The sequence below is a fragment of the Flavobacterium sp. H122 genome, from assembly GCF_004959765.1.
Classification (GTDB): domain Bacteria; phylum Bacteroidota; class Bacteroidia; order Flavobacteriales; family Flavobacteriaceae; genus Flavobacterium.
Map to the genome: position 1 here is coordinate 147014 of NZ_SJZD01000005.1, position 23193 is coordinate 170206.

Genomic DNA, 23193 nt, shown 5'->3' on the forward strand with positions numbered 1-23193 from the left:
CTGATTCAGACAATTATTTACCCGCTTTAAACAAAAACTCTTTTTCTTCTTTAGTCAGACTATCGTATCCCGATTGGCTTATTTTATCCAGAATTTCATCTATTTGCTGCTGTGTCTTATCTTTAGTCACTACTCTGGTTGTTCGTGTCTGAGGCTGCGGTTTTGCATTTTTATGAACTGTTTTGAATGGAGTAGATTTTTTCTCTGAAAACAAATTTGAAATGGAATCCAAAACCCAATTTAATCCAGAACCTAAATCAGTTCCTTTTTTAAGCGCTTTGATATAAATAAAACCAAATAATGCTCCTCCTAAATGCGATAAATGGCCACCCGTATTTTCTAAAGGCAATTGAAGCAAATCCAAAATTAAAAAGACCAAGGCTATATGCCATAATTGTACTTTACCTATCAAGGCCAAACGCAGATTCATATGTGGCTGATAAGTAGTGGTCGCAAAAACAATAGCCATAATAGAAGCAGAAGCCCCTACAAGTAAAACTTTTTGATTAGCCAGCATAGGCAAAAACATATAGCTCACCATATAGATTATTCCTGCAAAAACTCCACCTAACACATACACACTTACTAATTGCTTTTGGGTAAAATAAGTTGAGAAAATACGGCCTGCAAAATGGAGCATAATCATGTTAAAAACCAAATGCAACAAATTGCTGTGAAAAAAATTATACGTAATAATAGTCCACGGCTTATACAAAAAATCTTGAATATTTTCAGGAAGCGCAATCCATGTCAAATAATTTATCTGAACAAGAAACAACGTTAACAAACTAAAAATTAGTGTCGGAATAATGAAAAGTAAAATGTTCCAAAAAATCAATTTGGTTGCGATATCCCCTATTCTATACTGTTGCTTTAAGTCCTGTAAAATATTCATCTTTTAAAAATTAAAAGTTATCAAATATTAATTCCAACGCTTATTATTAAACGAGTTTTTCTTCCAATACCACATCATTAAAAAACCTATTAATGCGCCACCTATGTGAGCAAAATGAGCAATTCCAGTTCCTCCACTTCCAAAAATAGAACTTCCTTTAAGCCCTAAAAACAAATCAATTGCTAACAATCCCGGAACAAAATACTTAGCTTTAATAGGAACTGGTATAAACATTAAGCCTAATTGAGCATTAGGAAACATAAATGCAAATGCCACTAATAAACCATAGACTGCACCTGACGCTCCAATCATTGTACCTTTATTGATATAAATTGCCTCGCTAATTACATTAAACTGCTCTTGTGTACAATGAGCATTTTCTAATATTGTTTTCACAGGACCGGCTATCAACTTTCCATTATTATCAAAAAGGCTTCTATAATCAGAATTCAAGATAAGCTGCCATTCAGATTTCGTAAAATTAAGACTTGCGACTTCATCCATCAACGAATGAATTTGAATATAGTTAATTCCAATATGCAATGCCAAAGCACCTAATCCACATGAAACATAAAAGAAAAGAAACTTTTTTGATCCCCAAAATTGCTCCAAAACTGCACCAAAGGAAACTAAGGCAAACATATTGAAAACAATATGCATTAGATTTCCAGCTATTCCTTTATATACCGGAGCATGCATAAACATGTAAGTCAATGGCTGCCAAAATTTAAAATCCTTATTTTCTATGTAATGCATAGATAATAATTGATAGGCAAAATCTCCGACAAAATTGGCTCCAACAAAGAAAATAATATTAATTATCAGCAACTGCTTAACAGCTTCGGTCATATTCATCATATACTAAATTTTTTATCAATATCTTCCACACTTAACGTAATGAAAGTTGGTTTATTAAATGGTGAAACAGATTGTTCCTTGCAGGCAAACAAATTATTAACGATGCTTTCCTGCTCCGTTTCGGTTAAATACGTTCCGGTTTTTACCGCCATACTCTTGGCCATACTTTTTGCCATACTGTCCATTTGACTGAAACTGCTTTCAGGAATTTCATCCTGCAAATCGGCTATCAATTCTTCCAGAACTATAGATACTTCACTTTCTGTCATCGTAACAGGAATACCGGAAATAACAACTGATTCAGAATTAAAAGTATCAAAAACAAAACCGGTGCTTTCCAGTGAAGGCTTTAATTCAGTTAGTAATCCTAATTCGTTTCCTGAAAAATACATGGTAAGCGGAAACAACAACTGCTGGCTGCTGGCCTGCAAAACGGTGATATTCTTTAAAAATTGTTCGTACAAAATACGCTGGTGTGCTCTTTGCTGGTCTATAATCAGCATTCCTGATTTAATAGGACTGACAATATATTTTTTATGAATCTGATAGGTCGCCGTTTTAGCCTTTTCAACTTCGCTATCTGAAAATAATGAACTAGTAACCGTTTCCGATTCAAACTGCATTTCCTGAGGCTCAAAAGCATCTTTTAGACCTACATACAAACTTTCCCAGCTCTGAGTTTCTTTCTTTGGTTTAAAGCTAAAAGAAGAACTTACAGATGTTGTTTCCTTTTTGGCTGACACGTCATCAGCAGCAAATGGATTGAAAGTTGCATCTACCTGTATTAAAGGCATATCTGCACTTTTATTCAAATAATCATAAGGTGTATCAAGATTGGCATCTCTCTCAAAATCCAAAACCGGAGCCACATTAAACTGCCCTAAACTGTGTTTAATAGCTGAGCGTAGAATGGCATATAAGGCATGCTCGTCATCAAACTTGATTTCCGTTTTAGTCGGGTGGATATTTATATCAATAGTATGTGGCGGAACTTCTAAATATAAAAAATAACTTGGCTGTGAACCATCTTTCAATAAGCCTTCATAAGCCGCCATGATTGCATGGTGAAGATAACCGCTCTTTATGAATCTGTCATTTACAAAAAAGAACTGCTCTCCACGGTTTTTCTTTGCAAATTCAGGTTTACCAACAAATCCGGTCAGTTTTACAATTTCAGTATCTTCTGAAACCGGAACCAACTTTTCATTAGTTTTTCCAGAAAAAACATTTACAATACGCTGGCGAAAATTAGACTGCGGTAAATTAAACAATTCGCTGCCGTTATGATACAATGTAAAATGTATATTGGCATGTGCCAAGGCCACACGTTGAAACTCATCAATAATATGCTTTAATTCAACCGTATCTGATTTCAGGAAATTTCTTCTCGCAGGAATATTAAAAAACAAGTTTTTAACTGAAAAAGAAGTCCCTTTGGGCAAAACGGAAGGTTCCTGCGAAACAAATTTACTCCCTTCAATGATAAGATGCGAGCCTAATTCCTCCTGATCCTGCTTGGTTTTCAATTCCACATGGGCAATTGCGGCAATAGAAGCCAAAGCCTCGCCACGAAATCCTTTGGTGTGCAAATCGAATAAATCCTCTGCTTTACGGATTTTTGAAGTGGCATGACGCTCAAAACACAAACGGGCATCGGTCACACTCATTCCTTTACCGTTATCGATAACCTGAATAAGTGTTTTACCTGCGTCTTTACAAATAAGTTTGATATCAGTAGCTCCTGCATCAATAGCATTTTCAACCAATTCTTTAACTACTGAAGCAGGCCGCTGTACGACTTCTCCGGCAGCAATCTGGTTCGCTACGTGATCAGGAAGTAATTGTATTATACTTGACATTAAATGAATTATAATTTGAATCCAAAAAAATCGTTGGAAAACAAATTTAAAGAAAAGTAATGGGTTTTTAAAGGAAAGAATTTTAATGTTTAAAAGTAGTCACCAACTTTAATTTTTTAAAATCTTTCATCGTAAATAATGAATAAGGAATCTCTAAACTTTTTGCATAATCTTCAATCGTTCCATTAAAACCTACTTTTTTTCTAAGCTCATTAACTTTTGCAGGATTTTGTATCGGCCAAATAAAATTGAAAAAAACTTGATTCCCTTTTTCATCGTATATCATTCTTCCAGCTCCCTGAGTTCCATAAATCTGCTCTTTACCTTCATACATAAGCATTCTATCCTCCATAGTTGCCACCAAAGTCATTGGTATCTCATTCTTTTCACCGGAAAGTTTTATTAACTCAAAATATTCAGGTATTTTTTTTGAATGCTGAATAACATACCAAACTGCTTTATTTGTTGGCTCTCCTACTAAAGTTTTACCGGGATAGCCATATTCTTTTATGATTTTCTCAACCTTTACAAGGTTAATGGAGTCATTTTTATTAACAATTGACCAGAGATTTTTATCCAATTCTTCTTTAGTACAGCCAACAATTTTTAAAATTTCTTTTTTTCTGGATTCAGATATGTTAGAATTCGAGTATTCTCTTAATATCTGGTCCGATTTAAGAATTTCGTCCAATTTATTTTTTAATTCAATGTTTACCGGACTCTGTGAAAACATTATCCCCTGAAATAAAATAAAGAAAAAAAAAAATAATAGTGTGTTTCAGCATTTTTGGTTTTTATTCAAATTTAAAAAAAGGAATGGGTTTAATAGTCAAAGAAGTATTGAGCATTTAGAAAAAAATGCCATTCTCAAACAAAGAAAGAGTCTATAATTTCATGAGACTTTTTCTTTGTTTCAAAATGACACTTATCAATATTTTTTTATGCTTTTTTTCTTAGGTCAGCCATTTTGATTGCTGCAATTGCTGCTTCGGTTCCTTTATTTCCATGAACCCCGCCGCTTCTGTCAATTGACTGCTGTTCGTTGTTGTCTGTCAGCAAACAAAAGATCACAGGCACATCTGTCTGTACGTTTAAATCTTTGATTCCCTGAGTAACACCTTCACAAACAAACTCAAAATGCATCGTTTCCCCTTTGATTACACAACCAATGGTAATAACACAATCGACATTTTGTGTTTCAATCATTTTTTTTGCACCGTAAATCAGTTCAAAACTTCCCGGAACATTCCAGCGGATGATATTTTCAGGCAAGGTGCCACAGTCTAAAAGCGCCGCTTCTGCCCCGTTAAAAAGTCCTTCTGTTATCTTGTCGTTCCATTCAGAAACAACAATCCCAAACCGAAAATCTTTCGCGTTTGGGATAGTATTCTTATCGTAATTTGATAAATTTTTATTTGCTGTAGCCATTTTTGCCAGTTTACAGTCTTCAGCTTTCAGTGCTCAGACTGCTCACTGAACACTGGTTTACTGAATACTAATTTATTGAGCCATTCCAATTAAAGCATCGATGTTTTGTGCTTCCGGAGCGTCTTCATATTTTTCTTTGATTTCTGTAAAATATTTTAAAGCATCGGCTTTTTTGCCATCAGCATAAGCTAACTGACCAGCTTTTAACAGGAAACGAGGAGCTGTTAATTCATTCGCACTGCTTTCAGCAGCTTTAACATAGTATTCTAAAGCTTCTTCGTTTTTGTTTAATTCAGCATTTGCATCTCCAATTGCACCTAAAGCCAAAGCATTAGTATAAGCATCATCAGATTTGTATTCGCTTAAATATTCAATTGCTTTTTGGAATTGTTTTGTATGTAAAAAAGACATACCTGCATAGTAATTTGCTAATTTACCAGCATCTGTACCAGAGTGGTTTTTAGCAATATCAACAAAACCTTGTTTACCTTCACCTCCGTTTAAAGCCAACTTAAACAATGAATCATTTGCCTGAGGCGCATCAACTGCCTGCTGGAAATATTTCTGTGCCTGGTACATATCACTTGCAGCTTCATTTTCTGCAGGCGTAGAAACAAATTTATTATAAGCTAAGTACCCTACAACCACTAATGCAATACCACCTAAAACTGATAAAATAATGTTTTGGTTTTTAGCAACAAACTCTTCCGTTTTATTAGCAGTTTCGTCTAAAGTATTAAATACATTAGCCGTAGCACTATCTTTCTCATCTATTGCAATGTTTTGCTCTAAATCTGCTACGTTATCTAAATTTTCAGTCTTTTCCGCTTCCGGTTTTGGAGCTTTATATCCTCTTTTATTATATGTTGCCATTTAATTAAAAATTAGTGAGGTGCAAAAATAAAATTTTTATTGAAAAACAAAATAAGTTTTCGCTTTATTTTTAATAATTTGCGAGCGTTTTAACAACTATCCTTAAAATCAAACAATCATCAGTATTTTATGCACTTAAAAAAGATTTCGTTATTCAATTTTAAAAATTTTGAAGAAGCTAATTTCGAATTTGAGCATAAAATCAATTGCTTTGTAGGAAAAAACGGCATTGGAAAAACAAATGCACTTGATGCAATTTATCATTTGGCATTTGGAAAAAGTTACTTCAATTCATTATCCGTCCAAAACATCAAACACGGTACCGATTTTTTTGTAATTGACGGTGAATTTGTCAAACAGGACCGATTGGAAAATATTGTCTGCAGTTTAAAAAAAGGACAAAAAAAAATCCTGAAACGAAATGGAAAGCTGTATGAAAAGTTTTCTGACCATTTAGGGTTGATTCCGCTTGTGATTATCTCCCCCACTGACGCCGATTTAATCCGTGAAGGCAGTGAAACCAGACGGAAATTCATTGACAGTGTTATTTCACAGTTGGACAATAATTATCTGCATCAGTTGATTCAGTACCAAAAAGTCGTGACCCAACGCAATGCTTTACTTAAATATTTCGCTTTAAACAGAGTTTTTGAAGCAGATACTTTAGATATATATAATGAGCAGCTTTCAGATTTAGGAACTGAAATCTTTAAAAAGAGACAACAGTTTTTAGCTGATTTCATCCCAATTTTTGATCACTATTACAAACTTATTTCAAATTCTGCCGAAAACGTAAATTTAGAATATGAAAGTCAGTTAAAAGACTCATCTTTGGCACAACTATTGCAAGAAAACATAAACAAAGACAGAGCTTTACAATATACAAGTGTTGGTATACACAAAGATGATCTGGCTTTTTTGATTGAAGGTCATCCTATAAAAAAGTTTGGTTCACAAGGTCAGCAAAAATCTTTTTTAATTGCATTAAAATTAGCGCAATTTGAATTTGTAAAGAAACAGAGTGGCGAAAAACCAATTTTATTATTTGATGATATTTTTGATAAATTAGACGAGACAAGAGTGAGCCAAATTGTTTCCATGGTAAACAACGATGAATTTGGTCAATTATTCATCTCTGACACACATGCTGAAAGAACAGAAAACATTGTAAAACAAACACATCAATCGTATAAAATATTTAATTTTTAACCTACATATTAATTCAAATACAATGAAAAATCTTTTATTAAGTGCCATTTGCATTACAACGATAGCATTTACAAGTTGCAAAGGACAAAACAACAACATTTCAGAAACTATTGCTCCAAAAGTTTTTGCTGAAAAAATAAATAATGCCGACATAACCCTGATTGATGTCCGTACTCCGGAAGAATACGCTTCGCAGCACATTGGCAACGCAGCAAACATCAATATAAATGGAGATGATTTTGAGTCAAAGATTAAGAATCTGGACAAAAACAAACCTGTTTATGTATATTGTTTAAGTGGCGGAAGAAGCTCAAAAGCTATGAATAAATTGAGCGATTTAGGTTTCAAGGAAGTATACAATCTTGAAGGTGGCATCATGAAATGGAACGCAGAAGGCTTATCAAAACCAAAAGCAGTTGAAGGAATGACTTTAGCCGAGTTTCAAAAACTGGCTCAATCTGACAAAAAAGTCTTGATTGATTTTTATGCTGAATGGTGCGGTCCTTGTAAAAAAATGGCTCCGTATCTTGAAAAAATGAAAACTGAGATGAAAGGACAGATTAAGATTGTAAAAATCGACGCTGACAAAAACCAAAAACTGGCTCAGGAATTAGGAATTGAAGGTCTGCCTACATTGATTTTATTCAAAGACGGAAAAGAAAACTGGAAAAACTTAGGTTATATAACTGAAGAAGACCTGAAAAAGAAATTATAAATTAAAGAATAAAACATACAGGGCACGGAGATTTTTCTTCGTGCTTTTTTTATTTGCAGTAATTTATTCTTAGCCAAAATCTATTTCTCTATTTCTCTATTTCTCTATTCTCTATTTCTCTATTCTCTATTTCTCTATTCTCTATTCTCTATTCTCTATTCTCTATCAGTCTATCTTCTACCTTTCTACATTTAAATTATCTTCCTATATTTATATTTCAAATTCACAATCAAAAAACTATGCTGACAAAAGAAGCAATCGCTTTCCTTAACGATTTAACTGCAAACAACAATACAGAGTGGATGCATGCCAACAAGAAACGTTATGAGCAATATAAAAAAGACTACCATAATTTAATTGCTTCCGTACTTACTGAAATCAAACCTCTTGACAGCAATTTAGAACCTCTCGAAATCAAAAACTGTACTTTCAGAATAAATCGTGACATCCGTTTTTCCAAAGACAAATCACCTTACAAGACCAATTTAGGTATTTGGATGACTACCAACAAAAACAGAAAAAACAGTCCTGGTTATTATATTCATTTTGAAAAAGGAAAATGTTTTGTTGCCGGCGGTGTATGGTGTCCTGAAGCTGAAGAGCTAAAAAAAATACGTCGGGAAATTGCTTTTTTTCATGACGATCTGGAAAAAATTGTCAGTGAGCAGACATTCAAAAAAGAATTTGGCACACTTGACATAGAAGAAGGAAATGTACTTAAATCAGCTCCAAAAGGATACGATGCCAATCATCCTGCCATTGAATTTTTAAAACTCAAAAGCTTCACCGTTTCACATTCTATTGACGAAAAATGGTTTACCGAAAAAGATTTTGAAAAAAAAGTAGCCCAAAAACTTATTTTGATAAAACCCTTAAATGATTTCTTAAACCGTGCCTTAGAAACCGAAGAATAATTAAGCAATTATTACTTGTGAACTTTGCAAAATGTTTGCGTACTTTGCATTGCTAAATTTTGATATTTAAATCCAAATGACCATTCAATATAATTTCTCATTAAAAAATTACAACACCTTTGGTATCGATGCTAAAGCCAATGAATTTATAGCAGTTCATTCGACTGATGAATTAAAAAAAGTTTTACAGGAAAACGCAAACAAAAAGAAATTCATTCTTGGCGGAGGAAGCAATATGCTTTTAACACAAGACATTGATGCTCTGGTAATTCATATTGACTTAAAAGGTAAAAAAGTAATCAAAGAAGACGAGAATCATGTTTGGGTAGAAGCGCAAGCTGGTGAAAACTGGCACGAATTTGTATTATGGAATATCGAGCAAAATTATGGAGGCATTGAAAACATGTCACTAATTCCTGGCAATGTTGGCACTACTCCCGTACAAAATATTGGAGCCTATGGTGCAGAAATAAAAGACACCTTTATTTCGTGTAAAGCAATGCAAATCACCACACAAGAAATAAAGACTTTTAATAATGGGGAATGTAAATTCGGTTACCGTGAAAGTATTTTCAAACAAGAGGCAAAGGACCAATACATCATCACCTCAGTCGTTTTTAAACTCACCAAGAACAACCATAAAATCAACACTGGTTATGGTGATATTCAAAAAGAATTGGAATCAAAAGGAATTACTCAGCCAACAATTAAAGATGTAAGCGATGCAGTAATTGCTATCCGTCAAAGTAAGCTACCAGATCCAAAAGAATTAGGAAACAGCGGAAGTTTCTTTAAAAACCCAATCATTTCGAGAGAACAGTTTAACAAAACCAAAACACAACATCCAGAGATTAAACATTATGATGTTTCTGAAACCGAAGTTAAAGTCCCTGCTGGCTGGATGATTGAGCAAGCAGGTTTAAAAGGTTATCGCGATGGTGACGCCGGAGTACATGCACGTCAAGCCTTAGTTCTTGTAAATTATGGAAATGCAACCGGTCAGGACATATTAAATTTATCAAAATTAGTTCAAAAAAAGGTTTTGGATAAATTCGGAATTGCTATTGAGGCAGAAGTGAATGTGATTTAAAAATAACAATTATACTTCTTATAATTTCAAAGGAACTTGAAATAAAATGAATTCAACACTAGAACTTTCTCAAACTATTGATTCATTTTGTAAAAATGGATACGGTATCATTGAAAACATATATACAGAGAAGGAAGTTTCTGAAATTCTTCAACAAATCGAAGAAAATGAAAAAGCAAATGCTAATTTTAGAAAAAGTAATGATGTATTTGCAATAAGGCAGGTTATAAAAGAAATTCCTGAGCTTAAAAATCTAATTTTCAATAAAAGGTTAAAAAGAATTATCAATGAAATTGGTGGTTCTGACTATTTTTTAGTGAAATCAATTTATTTTGACAAGCCTGAAACTTCAAATTGGGTTGTTCCTTATCACCAAGACCTCACCATTGCACTAGAAGAAAAAATAGAAACTGAAAATTATATCAATTGGACTTCTAAACATAATCAGGTAGCGGTTCAGCCCCCACTTCCAATTTTAGAAAATATATTTACTGTCCGCGTTCATCTCGACGATACAACTAAACACAATGGAGCCGTAAAAGTCATTACCAGTTCACATAAGAACGGAATAATTCTGATGAACAATTTACTTCTTGACAAAAAAGAAGAAGTCGAATGTGAAGTTTCAAAAGGAGGTATAATGCTTATGAAACCATTAACACTGCATGCATCAACAAAAACTACAAACAATAAACGAAGACGTGTTATTCATATTGAGTTTTCAAATCAAACTCTGCCAAATAATTTAAAATGGTCTGAATATTCAGAATTCTAAAATCTAAATTCATATGTACATCCCTGACCTTTATAAAAACGAAAATCCAAAGGAAATAGAGCAATTCCTTCAGGAAAATGCATTTGCCATTCTAATCAACACCACAAATGATAAACCTTGGGGAACGCATACACCCCTGTTTTTTGAAAAGGTTGATGACAAACTGATTTTAAGCGGACATATTTCCAGAGAAAATCCACAGGCAGAAAGTTTACAAAACGAAGAAGAAGTCTTGGCAATTTTCAACGGGCCCCACACTTATATATCATCTTCCTGGTACGATCATGAAAATGTGCCGACATGGAATTATATTGCAGTGCATGTTTATGGAAAAATCCGGTTATTGGATTACGAAGAAACGATTTTATCCTTAAAAAAACTGGTAGACAAATTCGAAAAGAAACAAGAAAATCCACTTCGAGTTGAAAATCTTTCCGAGAAAACCATGCGTCAGGCAAAAGGCATACTTGCTTTTGAAATAACCATCACTGAAATTCAAGCAAAGAAAAAGCTTTCTCAAAATCGTGACGACAAAAACTATAAAAGCATTATTAGCCATCTGGAAAAATCCAATGATAACAATGACTTGGAAATTGCAAAAGAAATGCAAAAAAACAGACAATAAAATTCCTTTTTTCTTACTGCAAATTTGAAATTTGTTTTTTGGGATTTGAATTTTAAACTTCTACCTTTGCACAGCAATTTCAAAAGGATTTATGGAGCTATTTTTACTCATTTTATTTTACTTTTTTATAGCAATAGTAACTATCCAAGTAGTTTACTATTTGTTTATTTTTGGTAAGTTTTCTTTCGCTAAGCCTCAGGAAAGCAAAGAAAAACACATCTCTATATCAGTTGTTGTATGTGCTAAAAATGAGGAGGAAAATTTAAAAACACTTATTCCTATTTTAGCAAAACAAAACTATCCCAATTATGAAATTATAATCATTGACGATGCCTCTTCAGATGATACCAGATACTTAGTTGAAGATTTTCAAAAAGAAATCCCTAACTTAAAGTTGGTTAAAGTTGAAAACAACGAAGCTTTTTGGGGAAATAAAAAATTCGCCCTTACCTTAGGTATTAAAACAGCATCAAAAGATTACTTATTACTTACAGATGCTGACTGTTTTCCAAATTCTGAAAATTGGATAAAAGAAATGGCGTCTCATTTCACCATGCATAAAACAATTGTTTTAGGTTATGGAGCTTATGAAAAAGAAGAAGGTCTTCTAAATAAATTGATTCGTTTTGAAACTTTATTAACGGCTACACAATACTTTGCATGGGCAAAATTAGGCAGGCCATATATGGGTGTAGGTCGTAATTTAGCTTACAAGCGCGATGAATTTTTCAAAACCAATGGTTTTATCAATCATATGAAAATCCGTTCTGGTGATGATGATTTATTCATAAACGAAGCTTCAGATTCAGAGAATACTGCTATTTGCTATAATCCGGAAAGTTTTACTTATTCAGTACCAAAACAAACTTTTAAAGAATGGTTTATGCAAAAGAGACGTCATGTCTCAACAGCTAAACATTACAAAGCTTTTGATCGCTCGCAATTAGCTTTATTTTACATTTCGCAATTATTATTCTTCTTAACACCTATCACCTTGTTAGCGTTTCAGTTCCAATGGATAATTGTACTAAGCCTAATTGTTTTCCGTTATTTAACAGCTTGGATTTCATTAGGATTTTCAGCAGGAAAATTAGAAGAAAAAGATGTAATGTACTGGTATCCGGTTTTAGAAATTATTCTTATCTTCACACAACTGAACGTGTTTTTTAAAAATATGACCTCAAAACCAGTTACTTGGAAATAAAAAATTATATTGACAAAGCAATCAAAGGTGATCAGGTAGCTTTTACCTATTTACTTGATAAGTACTGGAATGAAGTGTATGCCTTCATGTTACAACGCACAGAAAACGAAACTGATGCTGAAGACATTACTATTGAAACTTTTTCAAAAGCATTTGACAAAATTGCCACTTACAATCCCGAATTTCAGTTTAACACTTGGTTAATCGCTATTGCCAAGAATGTACATATCGATTTGTTGCGTAAGAAAAAATCAACACTATTCATTGATATTACTGATGAAGAAGATGATATTGCTTACGGGATAGCTGATGACTCACCATCTGCCGAAGATCAAATTATCACGGAACAAAACCTTAATAGATTACTTCAATTCATAAAGCAGTTAAAACCCGCTTATCAGGAAGTGATACAAATGCGCTATTTTCAGGAAATGAGCTATCAGGAAATAGCTGACGAACTTAACGAACCTTTAAACAACGTAAAAATAAAACTGCTTCGCGCTAAGAAATTATTGGCAGAGATTATTGAAAAAGCATAATTTAGTTTGCAGTCACAGTTCACAGTAAACACAAAAAACCGTTAACTGGAACTGAATAAAATTATATCTTTGGCGAAAACCAAAAAACCAATGCAAACCTTCACCCGAGAAGAAAAACTAAAACATTTATTTTCTTTACCTGTAATCGTAGCTTCCTTAGGCTATTTTGTTGACATTTACGATTTATTACTATTTGGTATTGTTCGTGTGCCAAGTTTAAAGGATTTAGGATTAAATCCGGATACTTCAGGGACATTAATCATGAATTTCCAAATGACAGGCTTGCTTATTGGAGGAATTCTTTGGGGAATTTTAGGAGATAAAAAAGGAAGGCTATCTGTTCTTTTTGGTTCAATCATTGTTTATTCATTAGCCAATATTGCCTGCGGATTTTTACCACACTATCCGTTTGCAGACAAAACAATGACTTACGCCCTACTCCGCTTTATTGCCGGTATAGGATTGGCAGGAGAACTTGGAGCGGGAATCACACTGGTTGCCGAATCTCTGCCCAAACAATTACGGGCTATAGGAACCTCTATCGTAGCCGGATTTGGTTTATTTGGAGCTGTCGTAGCCAACTTAACCGTTGAATTATCAGGAGACTGGACAACCGCCTATTTTATTGGAGGCGGATTAGGGCTATTACTCTTATTCTTACGTGTAGGTGTAGTAGAATCAGGAATATATAAAGACATCAAACATTCAGAATCTGTTTCAAAAGGAAATTTTCTTTCTTTTTTCACAAATTGGAACCGGTTTGTCCGTTATATAAAATGTATTTTCATTGGTTTGCCAACCTGGTTCTGTATCGGTATTTTAGCCGTAATGGCAAACCAGTTTGCACCGGATTTAGGCATAAACAGCATCACTCCCGGAAAAGCAATTATGTGGGCTTATGTTGGAATATCTATAGGTGATTTTGCCAGCGGATTTATTTCACACGCGCTTCATTCTCGAAAAAAAGCCATTCTTTACATGATGCTTTTCACTATTCTAGGGGTTGTTTTAATGCTGTACAGTGGTAAAATGACCGAAAACATGTATTATTTCTACTGTGTCTGGCTAGGATTAGGAACAGGTTATTGGGCAATGTTTGTAACTGTAGCTTCGGAGCAATTTGGCACTAACATTCGCAGTACAGCCACCACAACAGTTCCCAATATGGTTCGTGGAATTTTACCTTTAATGCTTATAGGTTTTGATTTTTTCAAAGTTAATCAAGGTGTAATCACTTCAGCAACTATAATAGGAATAATGGCTTTTGGCCTAGGAATTTACGCTACTGTGACCATTCGGGAAACACATAATTCCGACTTAGATTTTACCGAATAATTAAAGTTTTAAGAGAAATTTTATCATTTTATCTGTTTTAACAAAATTTTGGCACAATTTTTTCATGCAGTTAATTACATCAGTAAAAGATTATTAATTAACTATAAAAACCGAAAAATTATGTCTAAGTTAAACATCAACAAAACAGAGTGGTTAGAACTTGTTTTTGAAGGAAAAAACAAAGCGTACGGAGCGTACCAATTACGTCAGGAAGACGGAACAACAACCACTAAAGCATTTTTAAGCGCCTTGATAACACTAACAGGATTAGCTTTATTACCTGTATTATTAAGTTCTTTTGCTGATAAATCAGTAACAATTGATAAACCTGAATTTGACGACCCATTAGTGGTTACAGAAGTAATCCTTCCTAAAAAAGAAGAACAAAAGAAAATAGAACAACAAATTAAAAAAGCGGAATTTATAGCTCCCAAAACTGAAAATTTGGTTAATCCAAATGTAGTTGATGCCGTAAAAGCACCGGAAACAGAATTTACAAAACCACAAGATGTAGGCAAACCAATTTCTGACAATCCATTGGCTTTAAATGGAAGTACTACCGGAAGCTCAACAGGGACAACAACAGAGCCAACTCCAAAAATTGAAACGCCTAAAGCACCTGAAGGACCTGTATCAATGGCTGTTTTAGAAAAAAACCCAATGTTTCCAGGTGGTGTTGATGCGTTTTTAAGAATTGTAGGCAACCGTTTTCAGGCACCTGAAATGGAAGAAAGCAATACTGTAAAAATCATTGTATTCTTTGTAGTAGAAACAGATGGGACAATTTCTAACATAACCGTTCCAAGAAGCCCTGGATATGGTTTGGATAAAGAAGCTATTCGAGTTTTAAAATCTATCAAAACAAAATGGGAACCGGGTATTTTTCAAGGACAGCCTGTAAGAACACAATATTCACTTCCAATCACTGTACAGGTGAATTAAAATCTAAACACCAAACCAAGAAGCCATCACAAAGTAAAGTTTGTGGTGGTTTTTCTTTAAAAAACAGTATGCCTTTTTTATTTAACAGTCCATTTACCATTAATCTTTTTTCCAATTACCATATTCAAATACCCGCATTTAGAACCACAATAATATTCATATAAAAAAATTGCTTCTGTAAAATCACCATTAAATACAATGTTTGAAAAAATTACATTTGCATAATATTTATCATCTCTATTTGAATTTAAAATTTCATCAGATATTTTTTCTTTTAGTCTGACCAAATTACTTTTCTTAATGGTTAGATTTTTAAGATTTACAACTTTAGTTTCGCTAAATTCTTTTGGTATTTTTTTAAAAAGTGAATTTGAAACATCTTTTTTGAAATATTTTTTTTCATGAAACAAAAGATTTGAATTTACTAATGTATCTTCAACATAAATATTCAAGACACAAGTACCCTTTTCATAACATCTCTCATTACTTCTCAAACTATCATTAAATCTTATATCATATTCAAAATTATTTTCTGACTCTTTTCTTTCCAAAACAGGAAAAGATAAGATTGGTTTAAGATCATTAATTACTAGTTGAAACAATTCTAACGAATTAACCTCGTTTTTTTCCTTTTCATTTTCACATGAAATCAAAAGAAAACACAATAATAGAAAAAATAACTTAACAATTTTCATAAACCTATTTTAATCAAATATAACAAATAAACAAATCCACGTATCAACAACAATGCTTATCTTTGCAGTGAAATTAATGCAATATGGAAACAGCAACAGCTTCAAATATATTACCTACCGGAAAACCTAAATGGTTAAAAGTAAAATTACCTATTGGTGAAAAATATACCGAATTACGTGGTTTAGTTGACAAGTACAAGCTTAACACCATCTGTACTTCAGGAAGTTGCCCTAATATGGGAGAATGCTGGGGTGAAGGCACAGCTACTTTTATGATTTTAGGAAATGTATGTACACGCTCTTGCGGGTTTTGTGGAGTAAAAACGGGTCGCCCAGAAGATGTAGAATGGGATGAACCTGAAAAAGTAGCGCGTTCCATTAAAATAATGAAAATCAAACATGCGGTAATCACCAGTGTTGACCGTGATGATTTAAAAGACATGGGGTCTATCATTTGGGCTGAAACAATTAAAGCAATCCGCAGAATGAATCCTCAAACCACACTTGAAACGCTTATCCCAGATTTTCAAGGCGTGGAACGGATTATTGACCGAATTGTAGAAGCTAATCCTGAAGTGGTTTCCCACAACATGGAGACTGTGCGTCGATTAACTAGAGAAGTACGTATCCAAGCAAAATACGACCGTAGTTTAGCTGTTTTAAAATACTTAAAAGACCAAGGTATTCGTCGTACAAAATCAGGAATCATGCTGGGTCTTGGTGAAACTCAAGAAGAAGTATATGAAACCATACGTGATATCCGCAATCAAAATGTAGATATCATCACTATTGGCCAATACTTACAACCAAGTAAAAAACACTTACCTGTTAAACGTTACGTTACTCCTGAAGAATTTGCAGATTATGAGAAATTCGCAAAAGATTTAGGATTCCGTCATGTTGAAAGCGGCGCATTGGTTCGTTCAAGCTATCACGCAGAAAAACATATTCTTTAATATAGTTTTGAAGTTTAAGGTTCAAAGTTCTTAACTTTAAACTTCAAACTATTAAACCATAAGCAAATTGAAAATTAGAATTGCCATTAACGGATTTGGTCGTATTGGAAGAAACCTTTTCCGATTATTAGTAAACCATCCGCATATTGAAATTGTTGCAATAAATGATATTGCCGACAATAAAACAATGGCACATCTTTTAAAATACGACAGCATTCACGGTATTTTACCAAGTGACGTTTCACATAACGAAAAAGCAATAGTAATTGACGGAAAGGAATATCTTTTCTTTCATGAAAGAGAAATCAACAATCTCAATTGGACTGATCATGCTATAGATTTTGTTATTGAAAGTACTGGAAAGTACAAGACTTACGAAGATATCCACAAACATATTGAAGCTGGTGCTAAAAAAGTAATACTTTCCGCTCCTGCTGAAGTTGACACTATCAAAACCGTAGTTCTGGGGGTAAATGAAAGTATTATTGACGGTACGGAACTTATAATTTCGAATGCCAGCTGTACAACAAACAACGCCGCTCCTATGATTAAAGTCATTCAGGAATTATGCGGTATTGAACAGGCTTACATAACCACTGTTCACTCTTACACTACCGACCAGAGCCTGCATGACCAGCCGCACAAGGATCTCCGCAGAGCACGTGCTGCAGCACAGTCTATCGTACCTACAACAACCGGAGCGGCCAAGGCCTTGACAAAGATTTTTCCAGAACTTGACGGAAAAATAGGAGGATGCGGCATTCGTGTACCGGTTCCGGATGGATCACTTACCGATATAACTTTTAATGTCAAACGTGAAGTTACTATAGAAGAAATCAATCATGCATTCAAAAAAGCTTCTGAAAATCATTTAAAGGGTATTTTAGCATATACAGAAGACCCTATAGTTTCTGTTGACATTCAAGGAAATAGAAACTCCTGCTTATTTGATGCACAACTTACTTCTGTAATTGACAAGATGGTAAAAGTAGTTGGATGGTACGATAACGAGATAGGCTATTCTTCAAGAATTATTGACTTAATTAATCATTTAACCAAAAAATAGTTATATTTAAGGAATTTTTGAAGCTCCCTATGCAAAAAAGAATACTCTTTTTACTACTTTTCTACATAAATCTATTTGCTGTTGAAAAGAAAACCGAGACTCCGGTTTTAGCCATCGACAGTTCCTATTACTATGCAGAAACAGCAATGCGCTTCAAAGATTTGAAAGTATATGAAAAAGCGCTCGAAAACGCCAACAAATCAATAGATTTCGCTAAAAAAAACACCAATAACGCTTCTCTCGCAAACGGCTACTACACCCTTGGCTTAATCTATTCGGATTTAAAAAAATACGATAATGCAATTGAAAAATTCATCCGTGCAGTTTCAGTTTACAACACCATAGAACCAAGTACTAAATTAGCTTTATCGTATTACAATTTAGGCGTTTGCTACATTCAAAAAAACAATTACGAACGAGCAGAGTCCTATTTCAGTAAAGCAAATTCGGTTTATGACAATATTGATTTAAGCAGTGCCAAAGACATGGTCAACTTGCAGAAAGCAATATTCTATATTGAAAAAAACCAAATTCAAAAAGCCGAAACTGCACTGCAAAGCATTATCGATCAAAAAAATTCGGATTATAAATTAACCGATAAAATATTATCAGAAGTTAATTATCAGTTTGGAAATGTAAAACACAAAGAGCAAAAATACACCGAGGCAATAGTATATTTAAACAAAGCCTACGAATTAAGCAAAAAAGAATCAATCTTAGACTTACAGATAAAAACGACTAAACTTTTAAGCAAAGTTTATGACGAAATGGCCCTGACAAACAACTCATTGGCTTTTTTAAAAATTCACCTTAAACTAAAGGATTCACTGGAAAAAATCAATTCCAAGAAAAATCAGAACATAATTTCCCAGCAGGTAAACATTGACGAATTAATGCGTTCAATGGAAAAACTGGACAAAGACAAAAAAGAACAGGAAAAAGCCGGTAAATTTTCGAAATTAATCAACATCCTAAGTATTGCTTTGATTACGATTTTATCGCTTTTGAGTTTATCACTATACAAGAACAACATTATCCGTAACAAATCCAATGAGCTTTTAAAGGAAAAAAACAACGAACTGGAAGAAGCTAAAGCAAGAATAGAAAAAGCATCGCAGGCCCGTGCTGATTTCCTTTCAACTGTCAGCCATGAATTACGGACTCCGTTAAACGCAATAAATGGTATTTCCCATATTTTACTGGAAGAAAATCCAAAAGAGAGTCAGATTGAGTATCTAAAATCATTAAAATTTTCAGGAAATTATTTGTTGACCTACATTAATGAAATCCTTGAAATCAACCGTATTGAATCAGACAACATTGAACTCGAAAACATTTCTTTCAATTTCAGAGAACTGCTCAATAATATCTACAATACGTTAAAAGAATTAGCCGGCCAAAACAATAATCACTTCAAAATAATAATCGATCCTGAAATACCCCAAAATTTAATTGGTGACCCTACAAAACTTTCACAGGTAGTTATAAATTTGATTAACAACGCTCTAAAATTCACACATAAAGGAGAAGTGATTATGATTGCCAACTTGATTAAAAATGAAAATGATAAATGCAAGATTCATTTTGAAATCAATGATACAGGTATAGGAATCCCGGAAAATAAGCAGGAAGAGATTTTTGAAAGTTTCTCACAGGGTTCTGTAGAAATTAACCGAAAATACGGCGGAACCGGTCTTGGATTAACAATCGTAAAAAAATTGGTGAGCTTAATGGGAGGTGAAATAAAAGTAGAGAGTAAAGTAAATCTGGGGTCTAAATTCTTTTTTGATTTAGAGTTTAAAAACAGCACTTCACAAACGAGCATATTTGAAGAAAAAGAGCTTGATGACAAAGTATTCATCAACAAGAAAGTATTATTGGTTGAAGACAATAAAATCAACCAAATGATCACTAAAAAAATGCTGGAGAAAAAAGCAATGAATGTTGCTATTTGTGAAACCGGTGAAGATGCTATAGACATGGCACGCAACTTCAAATACGACTTAGTATTAATGGATGTGCACCTGCCGGGTATCAACGGGACTCATGCCACAGAGGAAATAAGAAAATTCAACGACTCAACTCCAATTATAGCATTAACGGCAATTTCATTAAACGAAAACAGGGAAATGCTTATGTCATACGGCATGACAGATGTTATTACCAAACCGTTTAATCCCGATAACTTTTATAAAATTATCGAGACTAACTTATTGGCGGCAACTTAATATTGCGTAATTAATTCTTTGATTAATTTTCTTACGTGCGGTTCAGCCTCTCTGGCCGCTTCCAAGACTTCTTCATGAGTAATTGTATCAATACTTTCAGCATCTCCCATATCAGTAATTACAGAAATACCAAACGTTTCCAATTCCATGTGACGCGCCACTATAACTTCAGGAACCGTACTCATTCCCACACAATCACAACCTAAAGCTTTAACCATTTTGTATTCAGCCAAAGTTTCAAAAGTCGGCCCCTGTAATCCTAAATATACTCCATCCTGAACTGTAATTCCTAAATCCGAAGCAATTTCTTTAGCTTTTGCCATCATTTTTCTACTGTAAGGCTCACTCATGTTTACAAAACGGGGACCAAAACGTTCATCATTTTTCCCGCGAAGCGGATGCTCAGGCATCATATTCACATGATCTTTAATAATTACAATTGAACCTACCTTGTAATTTGGATTCACCCCTCCCGAAGCGTTCGAAACAATAAGTTTTTCAACCCCTAAATGTTTCATCACTCTTACAGGAAACGTAACTTCTTTCATATTATATCCTTCATAAAAATGAAAGCGTCCCTGCATTGCAACGACTTTTTTTCCATGAATATGTCCAAAAACCAAAGCTCCTTTATGCCCTTCTACAGTTGATACAGGAAAATTAGGAATTTCATTATAAGATAAAATATAATCTATCTCGATATCATCTGTAAATCCGCCTAAACCGGAGCCTAAAATCACTCCATACTCAGGATTGAAATTGGTTTTATTTAAAATGTAATCAACGGTTTCTTGTACTTGCTCCCACATAATCTAAAATCTTTTTATCAAATTCATTTTTACCATTCACAAACGAACTCCTTATAGGCAAATAAAACAGTTGCCCTGCAGGCAATTTCCCTTTTAGACGCACATAATCTTTTTCGGTTGTAATAATTTTCTCATCGCCCGCCTTTTCAAGAATTGATTGAATGTCTTTATCATTAAAATTATGATGATCTGGAAAAACCATCGTTCTTTTTTGGCCAGCCTGCAAATATGCAAAAAAAGGTTCGGGTTTTGCAATGCCAGCAACCACTAAGTTATCAACAATCACTGAAGAATCCAACTTAATCTTTTCATTTTCAGAAAATAACATTTCATCATATTCTATAAAACTAAAGAAAACAAGAACCTCTGTTTGCGCGTAGCTTCTTACTTTATGTTTTATTTTTTCTTGGGCAATTTCAGAAATATCTCTTGGACATTTTGTGATAATTATCATATCCGCCCTATCGGCTCCGCTTCTACTCTCCCGCAAGTTACCAGTTGGTAATATAAAATCGTTAAAGAACAAATCGTCGTACGATGAAAGCATTATATAAAATCCTGCTTTTACTTTTCTATGCTGAAAAGCATCATCTAACAAAATAATATCAGGTTTATTTGTTTGCGATAATAATTGTTCAATTCCGTTTTTCCTGTCAGCATCAACAGCTACTTGTATTTCAGGAAATTTTTGAAAAAACTGATAGGGTTCATCCCCCAAAATTTCAGCGGTTGCATTTCCATCAGCCAACACAAATCCTTCCGATTTACGCTTGTAGCCTCTGCTTAATGTTACTATCTTATAGTTATCTGATAATAACCGGATCAAATATTCAATCTGTGGTGTTTTCCCGGTTCCGCCAACACTAAGATTACCTACTGCAATTACTGGAACATCAAAAGAATACGATTTAAAAATGCCATTATCATATAATAGATTTCGGATGGAAGTGATAAATCCGTAAATAATAGAGAACGGAAAAAGGATTTTTCGTAATAAATTCATATTACGAAAGTAGGATTTTTTATTTTTATGTTGATTTGTTTATTCGTTAATTTGTTATATGAAAATCAAAGAAATACTTTCTATACTCGAAGAAATGGCTCCGCTAGCCTATGCTGAAGATTTTGATAACGTAGGTTTATTAGTAGGTGACAATGAAGCAAAAGCAACAGGAGTTTTAGTTTGCCATGATGCTTTGGAAGCAGTAATTGATGAAGCCATCAATAAAGAATATAACCTTGTGGTTTGTTTTCATCCTATTTTATTTTCAGGCATCAAAAAGATTACGGGTAAAAACTATGTAGAGCGTGCTATTTTAAAAGCTATTAAAAACGACATTGCCATATATGCCGTCCATACTGCCTTGGACAATCATCAACATGGTGTAAACAAAATTTTTTGTGATGCTTTGGATTTAGTAAACACAAAGGTTTTAATCCCAAAACAAAATTTTATTCAAAAGCTTGTCACTTATACTATTCCTGAAAATGTTGAAAAATTACGCAATGCATTATTTGATGCAGGTGCAGGTCAAATTGGCAACTACGAGGACTGTAGTTTCAATTCGAAAGGAATTGGAACATACATGGGTAACGAAAACAGCAATCCTGAAATAGGCGAACGATTTGAATTTGTAGAAGCTGAGGAAATTAAAATAGAAGTTACTTTTGAAAAACATTTGCAAAGTAAAATACTAAAAGCGCTATTCAAAAACCATGTGTATGAAGAAGCAGCCTATGAAATTTACAACGTTGAAAATGTTCATCAAAATATAGGTTTAGGAATGACAGGCGAGCTAAAAACTGAAATGAGCGAAATCGATTTTCTAAAAATGGTTAAAGAAAAAATGCTTTGCGGTGGCATAAGACATACCGAATTTTTAAACAAACCTATTAAAAAAGTAGCTGTTTTAGGAGGTTCCGGTGCTTTTGCCATTAAAAATGCCATTCAGGCCGAAGCAGATATTTATTTGACGGCCGACTTGAAATACCACAACTTTTATGAAGCTGAAAGCAAAATTGTTTTGGCCGACATTGGACATTTTGAAAGTGAAAGATTTACAAAAAATTATATTGTTGATTATCTTACGAAAAAAATTGCTAATTTTGCAGACTCTTTGTCTTTAGACAAGATAATTTTATCGGAAATAAATACAAATCCAGTTAAGTACTTATAAA

Annotated in this window: 23 protein-coding genes; 14 read left to right on the forward strand and 9 right to left on the reverse strand. The window is 33.7% G+C overall.

Translation table 11 applies throughout. The features are described from left to right. Window positions 1-13 precede the first annotated feature (13 nt). From EZM65_RS09325 to EZM65_RS09350, 6 genes are all read right to left on the reverse strand, one after another. Entirely contained in the window at window positions 14-895 is an 882-nt protein-coding gene (locus EZM65_RS09325; protein ID WP_136668287.1) for a rhomboid family intramembrane serine protease, read from the reverse strand. Window positions 896-922: 27 nt separating this feature from the next. Next, a complete protein-coding gene (locus tag EZM65_RS09330; RefSeq protein ID WP_136668288.1) occupies window positions 923-1753 on the reverse strand; it encodes a rhomboid family intramembrane serine protease in 831 nt (276 codons plus the stop codon). Further along, the gene (gene mutL, locus EZM65_RS09335) at window positions 1750-3612 is read right to left on the reverse strand and encodes a DNA mismatch repair endonuclease MutL (RefSeq protein WP_136668289.1); all 1863 of its coding nucleotides are present in this window, start codon (window positions 3610-3612) and stop codon (window positions 1750-1752) included. The genes EZM65_RS09330 and mutL overlap by 4 nt, the downstream gene beginning before the upstream one ends. Before the next feature lie 82 nt (window positions 3613-3694). Beyond that, on the reverse strand, window positions 3695-4303 hold the full coding sequence (locus EZM65_RS09340; protein WP_248574850.1) for a DUF6624 domain-containing protein: 609 nt from the start codon (window positions 4301-4303) through the stop codon (window positions 3695-3697). Between the two features lie 248 nt (window positions 4304-4551). After that, window positions 4552-5040 (reverse strand): 6,7-dimethyl-8-ribityllumazine synthase, encoded by a 489-nt coding sequence (ribH, locus tag EZM65_RS09345; RefSeq protein ID WP_136668291.1) that lies wholly within the window; start codon window positions 5038-5040, stop codon window positions 4552-4554. A 72-nt stretch (window positions 5041-5112) separates the two neighbouring features. Continuing rightward, complete coding sequence (locus EZM65_RS09350) at window positions 5113-5913, reverse strand: tetratricopeptide repeat protein (protein ID WP_136668292.1); 801 nt, start codon at window positions 5911-5913, stop codon at window positions 5113-5115. A gap of 129 nt (window positions 5914-6042) precedes the next feature. Between EZM65_RS09350 and EZM65_RS09355 the strand changes: the two genes are divergently transcribed. From EZM65_RS09355 to EZM65_RS09400, 10 genes are all read left to right on the forward strand, one after another. Further along, window positions 6043-7122, forward strand: a complete 1080-nt coding sequence (locus EZM65_RS09355) for a DNA replication/repair protein RecF (RefSeq protein ID WP_136668293.1) — start codon at window positions 6043-6045, stop codon at window positions 7120-7122. Window positions 7123-7144: 22 nt separating this feature from the next. After that, window positions 7145-7837 carry a thioredoxin gene (gene trxA / locus EZM65_RS09360; protein ID WP_136668294.1) on the forward strand — a complete coding sequence of 231 codons (693 nt, stop codon included), beginning with the start codon at window positions 7145-7147 and terminating at the stop codon, window positions 7835-7837. A 239-nt stretch (window positions 7838-8076) separates the two neighbouring features. After that, complete coding sequence (locus tag EZM65_RS09365; protein ID WP_136668295.1) at window positions 8077-8751, forward strand: DUF2461 domain-containing protein; 675 nt, start codon at window positions 8077-8079, stop codon at window positions 8749-8751. Between the two features lie 76 nt (window positions 8752-8827). After that, on the forward strand, window positions 8828-9841 hold the full coding sequence (gene murB, locus EZM65_RS09370) for a UDP-N-acetylmuramate dehydrogenase (RefSeq protein WP_136668296.1): 1014 nt from the start codon (window positions 8828-8830) through the stop codon (window positions 9839-9841). 46 nt (window positions 9842-9887) lie between these two features. Beyond that, window positions 9888-10616, forward strand: coding sequence for a phytanoyl-CoA dioxygenase family protein (locus EZM65_RS09375; protein ID WP_136668297.1), 729 nt, complete (start codon window positions 9888-9890; stop codon window positions 10614-10616). Between the two features lie 13 nt (window positions 10617-10629). Continuing rightward, window positions 10630-11241 (forward strand): FMN-binding negative transcriptional regulator, encoded by a 612-nt coding sequence (locus EZM65_RS09380; RefSeq protein WP_136668298.1) that lies wholly within the window; start codon window positions 10630-10632, stop codon window positions 11239-11241. 91 nt (window positions 11242-11332) lie between these two features. Continuing rightward, on the forward strand, window positions 11333-12445 hold the full coding sequence (locus tag EZM65_RS09385) for a glycosyltransferase (protein WP_136668299.1): 1113 nt from the start codon (window positions 11333-11335) through the stop codon (window positions 12443-12445). Continuing rightward, window positions 12436-12984, forward strand: coding sequence for an RNA polymerase sigma factor (locus EZM65_RS09390; RefSeq protein WP_136668300.1), 549 nt, complete (start codon window positions 12436-12438; stop codon window positions 12982-12984). The genes EZM65_RS09385 and EZM65_RS09390 overlap by 10 nt, the downstream gene beginning before the upstream one ends. 90 nt (window positions 12985-13074) lie before the next feature. Further along, complete coding sequence (locus tag EZM65_RS09395) at window positions 13075-14319, forward strand: MFS transporter (RefSeq protein ID WP_136668301.1); 1245 nt, start codon at window positions 13075-13077, stop codon at window positions 14317-14319. Window positions 14320-14439: 120 nt separating this feature from the next. Beyond that, window positions 14440-15261, forward strand: coding sequence for an energy transducer TonB (locus EZM65_RS09400; RefSeq protein ID WP_136668302.1), 822 nt, complete (start codon window positions 14440-14442; stop codon window positions 15259-15261). 77 nt (window positions 15262-15338) lie between these two features. On the opposite strand, the gene EZM65_RS09405 is transcribed toward EZM65_RS09400, so the two are convergent. Then, window positions 15339-15956 carry a hypothetical protein gene (locus EZM65_RS09405; RefSeq protein WP_136668303.1) on the reverse strand — a complete coding sequence of 206 codons (618 nt, stop codon included), beginning with the start codon at window positions 15954-15956 and terminating at the stop codon, window positions 15339-15341. Between the two features lie 83 nt (window positions 15957-16039). On the opposite strand from EZM65_RS09405, the gene lipA reads away from it, so the two are divergent. The 3 genes from lipA (at window position 16040) to EZM65_RS09420 (ending at window position 20206) form a co-directional block, all read left to right on the forward strand. Then, window positions 16040-16912: a lipoyl synthase gene (lipA, locus tag EZM65_RS09410; RefSeq protein WP_136668304.1), complete on the forward strand. Its 873-nt coding sequence runs from the start codon at window positions 16040-16042 to the stop codon at window positions 16910-16912. Between the two features lie 67 nt (window positions 16913-16979). Continuing rightward, window positions 16980-17978, forward strand: a complete 999-nt coding sequence (gene gap / locus EZM65_RS09415) for a type I glyceraldehyde-3-phosphate dehydrogenase (protein ID WP_136668305.1) — start codon at window positions 16980-16982, stop codon at window positions 17976-17978. A gap of 29 nt (window positions 17979-18007) precedes the next feature. Continuing rightward, a complete protein-coding gene (locus tag EZM65_RS09420) occupies window positions 18008-20206 on the forward strand; it encodes a response regulator (RefSeq protein ID WP_136668306.1) in 2199 nt (732 codons plus the stop codon). Here EZM65_RS09420 and EZM65_RS09425 read toward each other — a convergent pair. Both EZM65_RS09425 and lpxK read right to left on the reverse strand, forming a co-directional pair. Then, window positions 20203-21015: a purine-nucleoside phosphorylase gene (locus EZM65_RS09425; protein ID WP_136668307.1), complete on the reverse strand. Its 813-nt coding sequence runs from the start codon at window positions 21013-21015 to the stop codon at window positions 20203-20205. The genes EZM65_RS09420 and EZM65_RS09425 overlap by 4 nt on opposite strands. Next, window positions 20987-22018 carry a tetraacyldisaccharide 4'-kinase gene (gene lpxK, locus EZM65_RS09430; RefSeq protein WP_136668308.1) on the reverse strand — a complete coding sequence of 344 codons (1032 nt, stop codon included), beginning with the start codon at window positions 22016-22018 and terminating at the stop codon, window positions 20987-20989. Before lpxK ends, EZM65_RS09425 begins: the two co-directional genes overlap by 29 nt. A gap of 58 nt (window positions 22019-22076) precedes the next feature. On the opposite strand from lpxK, the gene EZM65_RS09435 reads away from it, so the two are divergent. Further along, window positions 22077-23192, forward strand: a complete 1116-nt coding sequence (locus tag EZM65_RS09435; protein WP_136668309.1) for a Nif3-like dinuclear metal center hexameric protein — start codon at window positions 22077-22079, stop codon at window positions 23190-23192. Window position 23193: the final 1 nt, after the last annotated feature.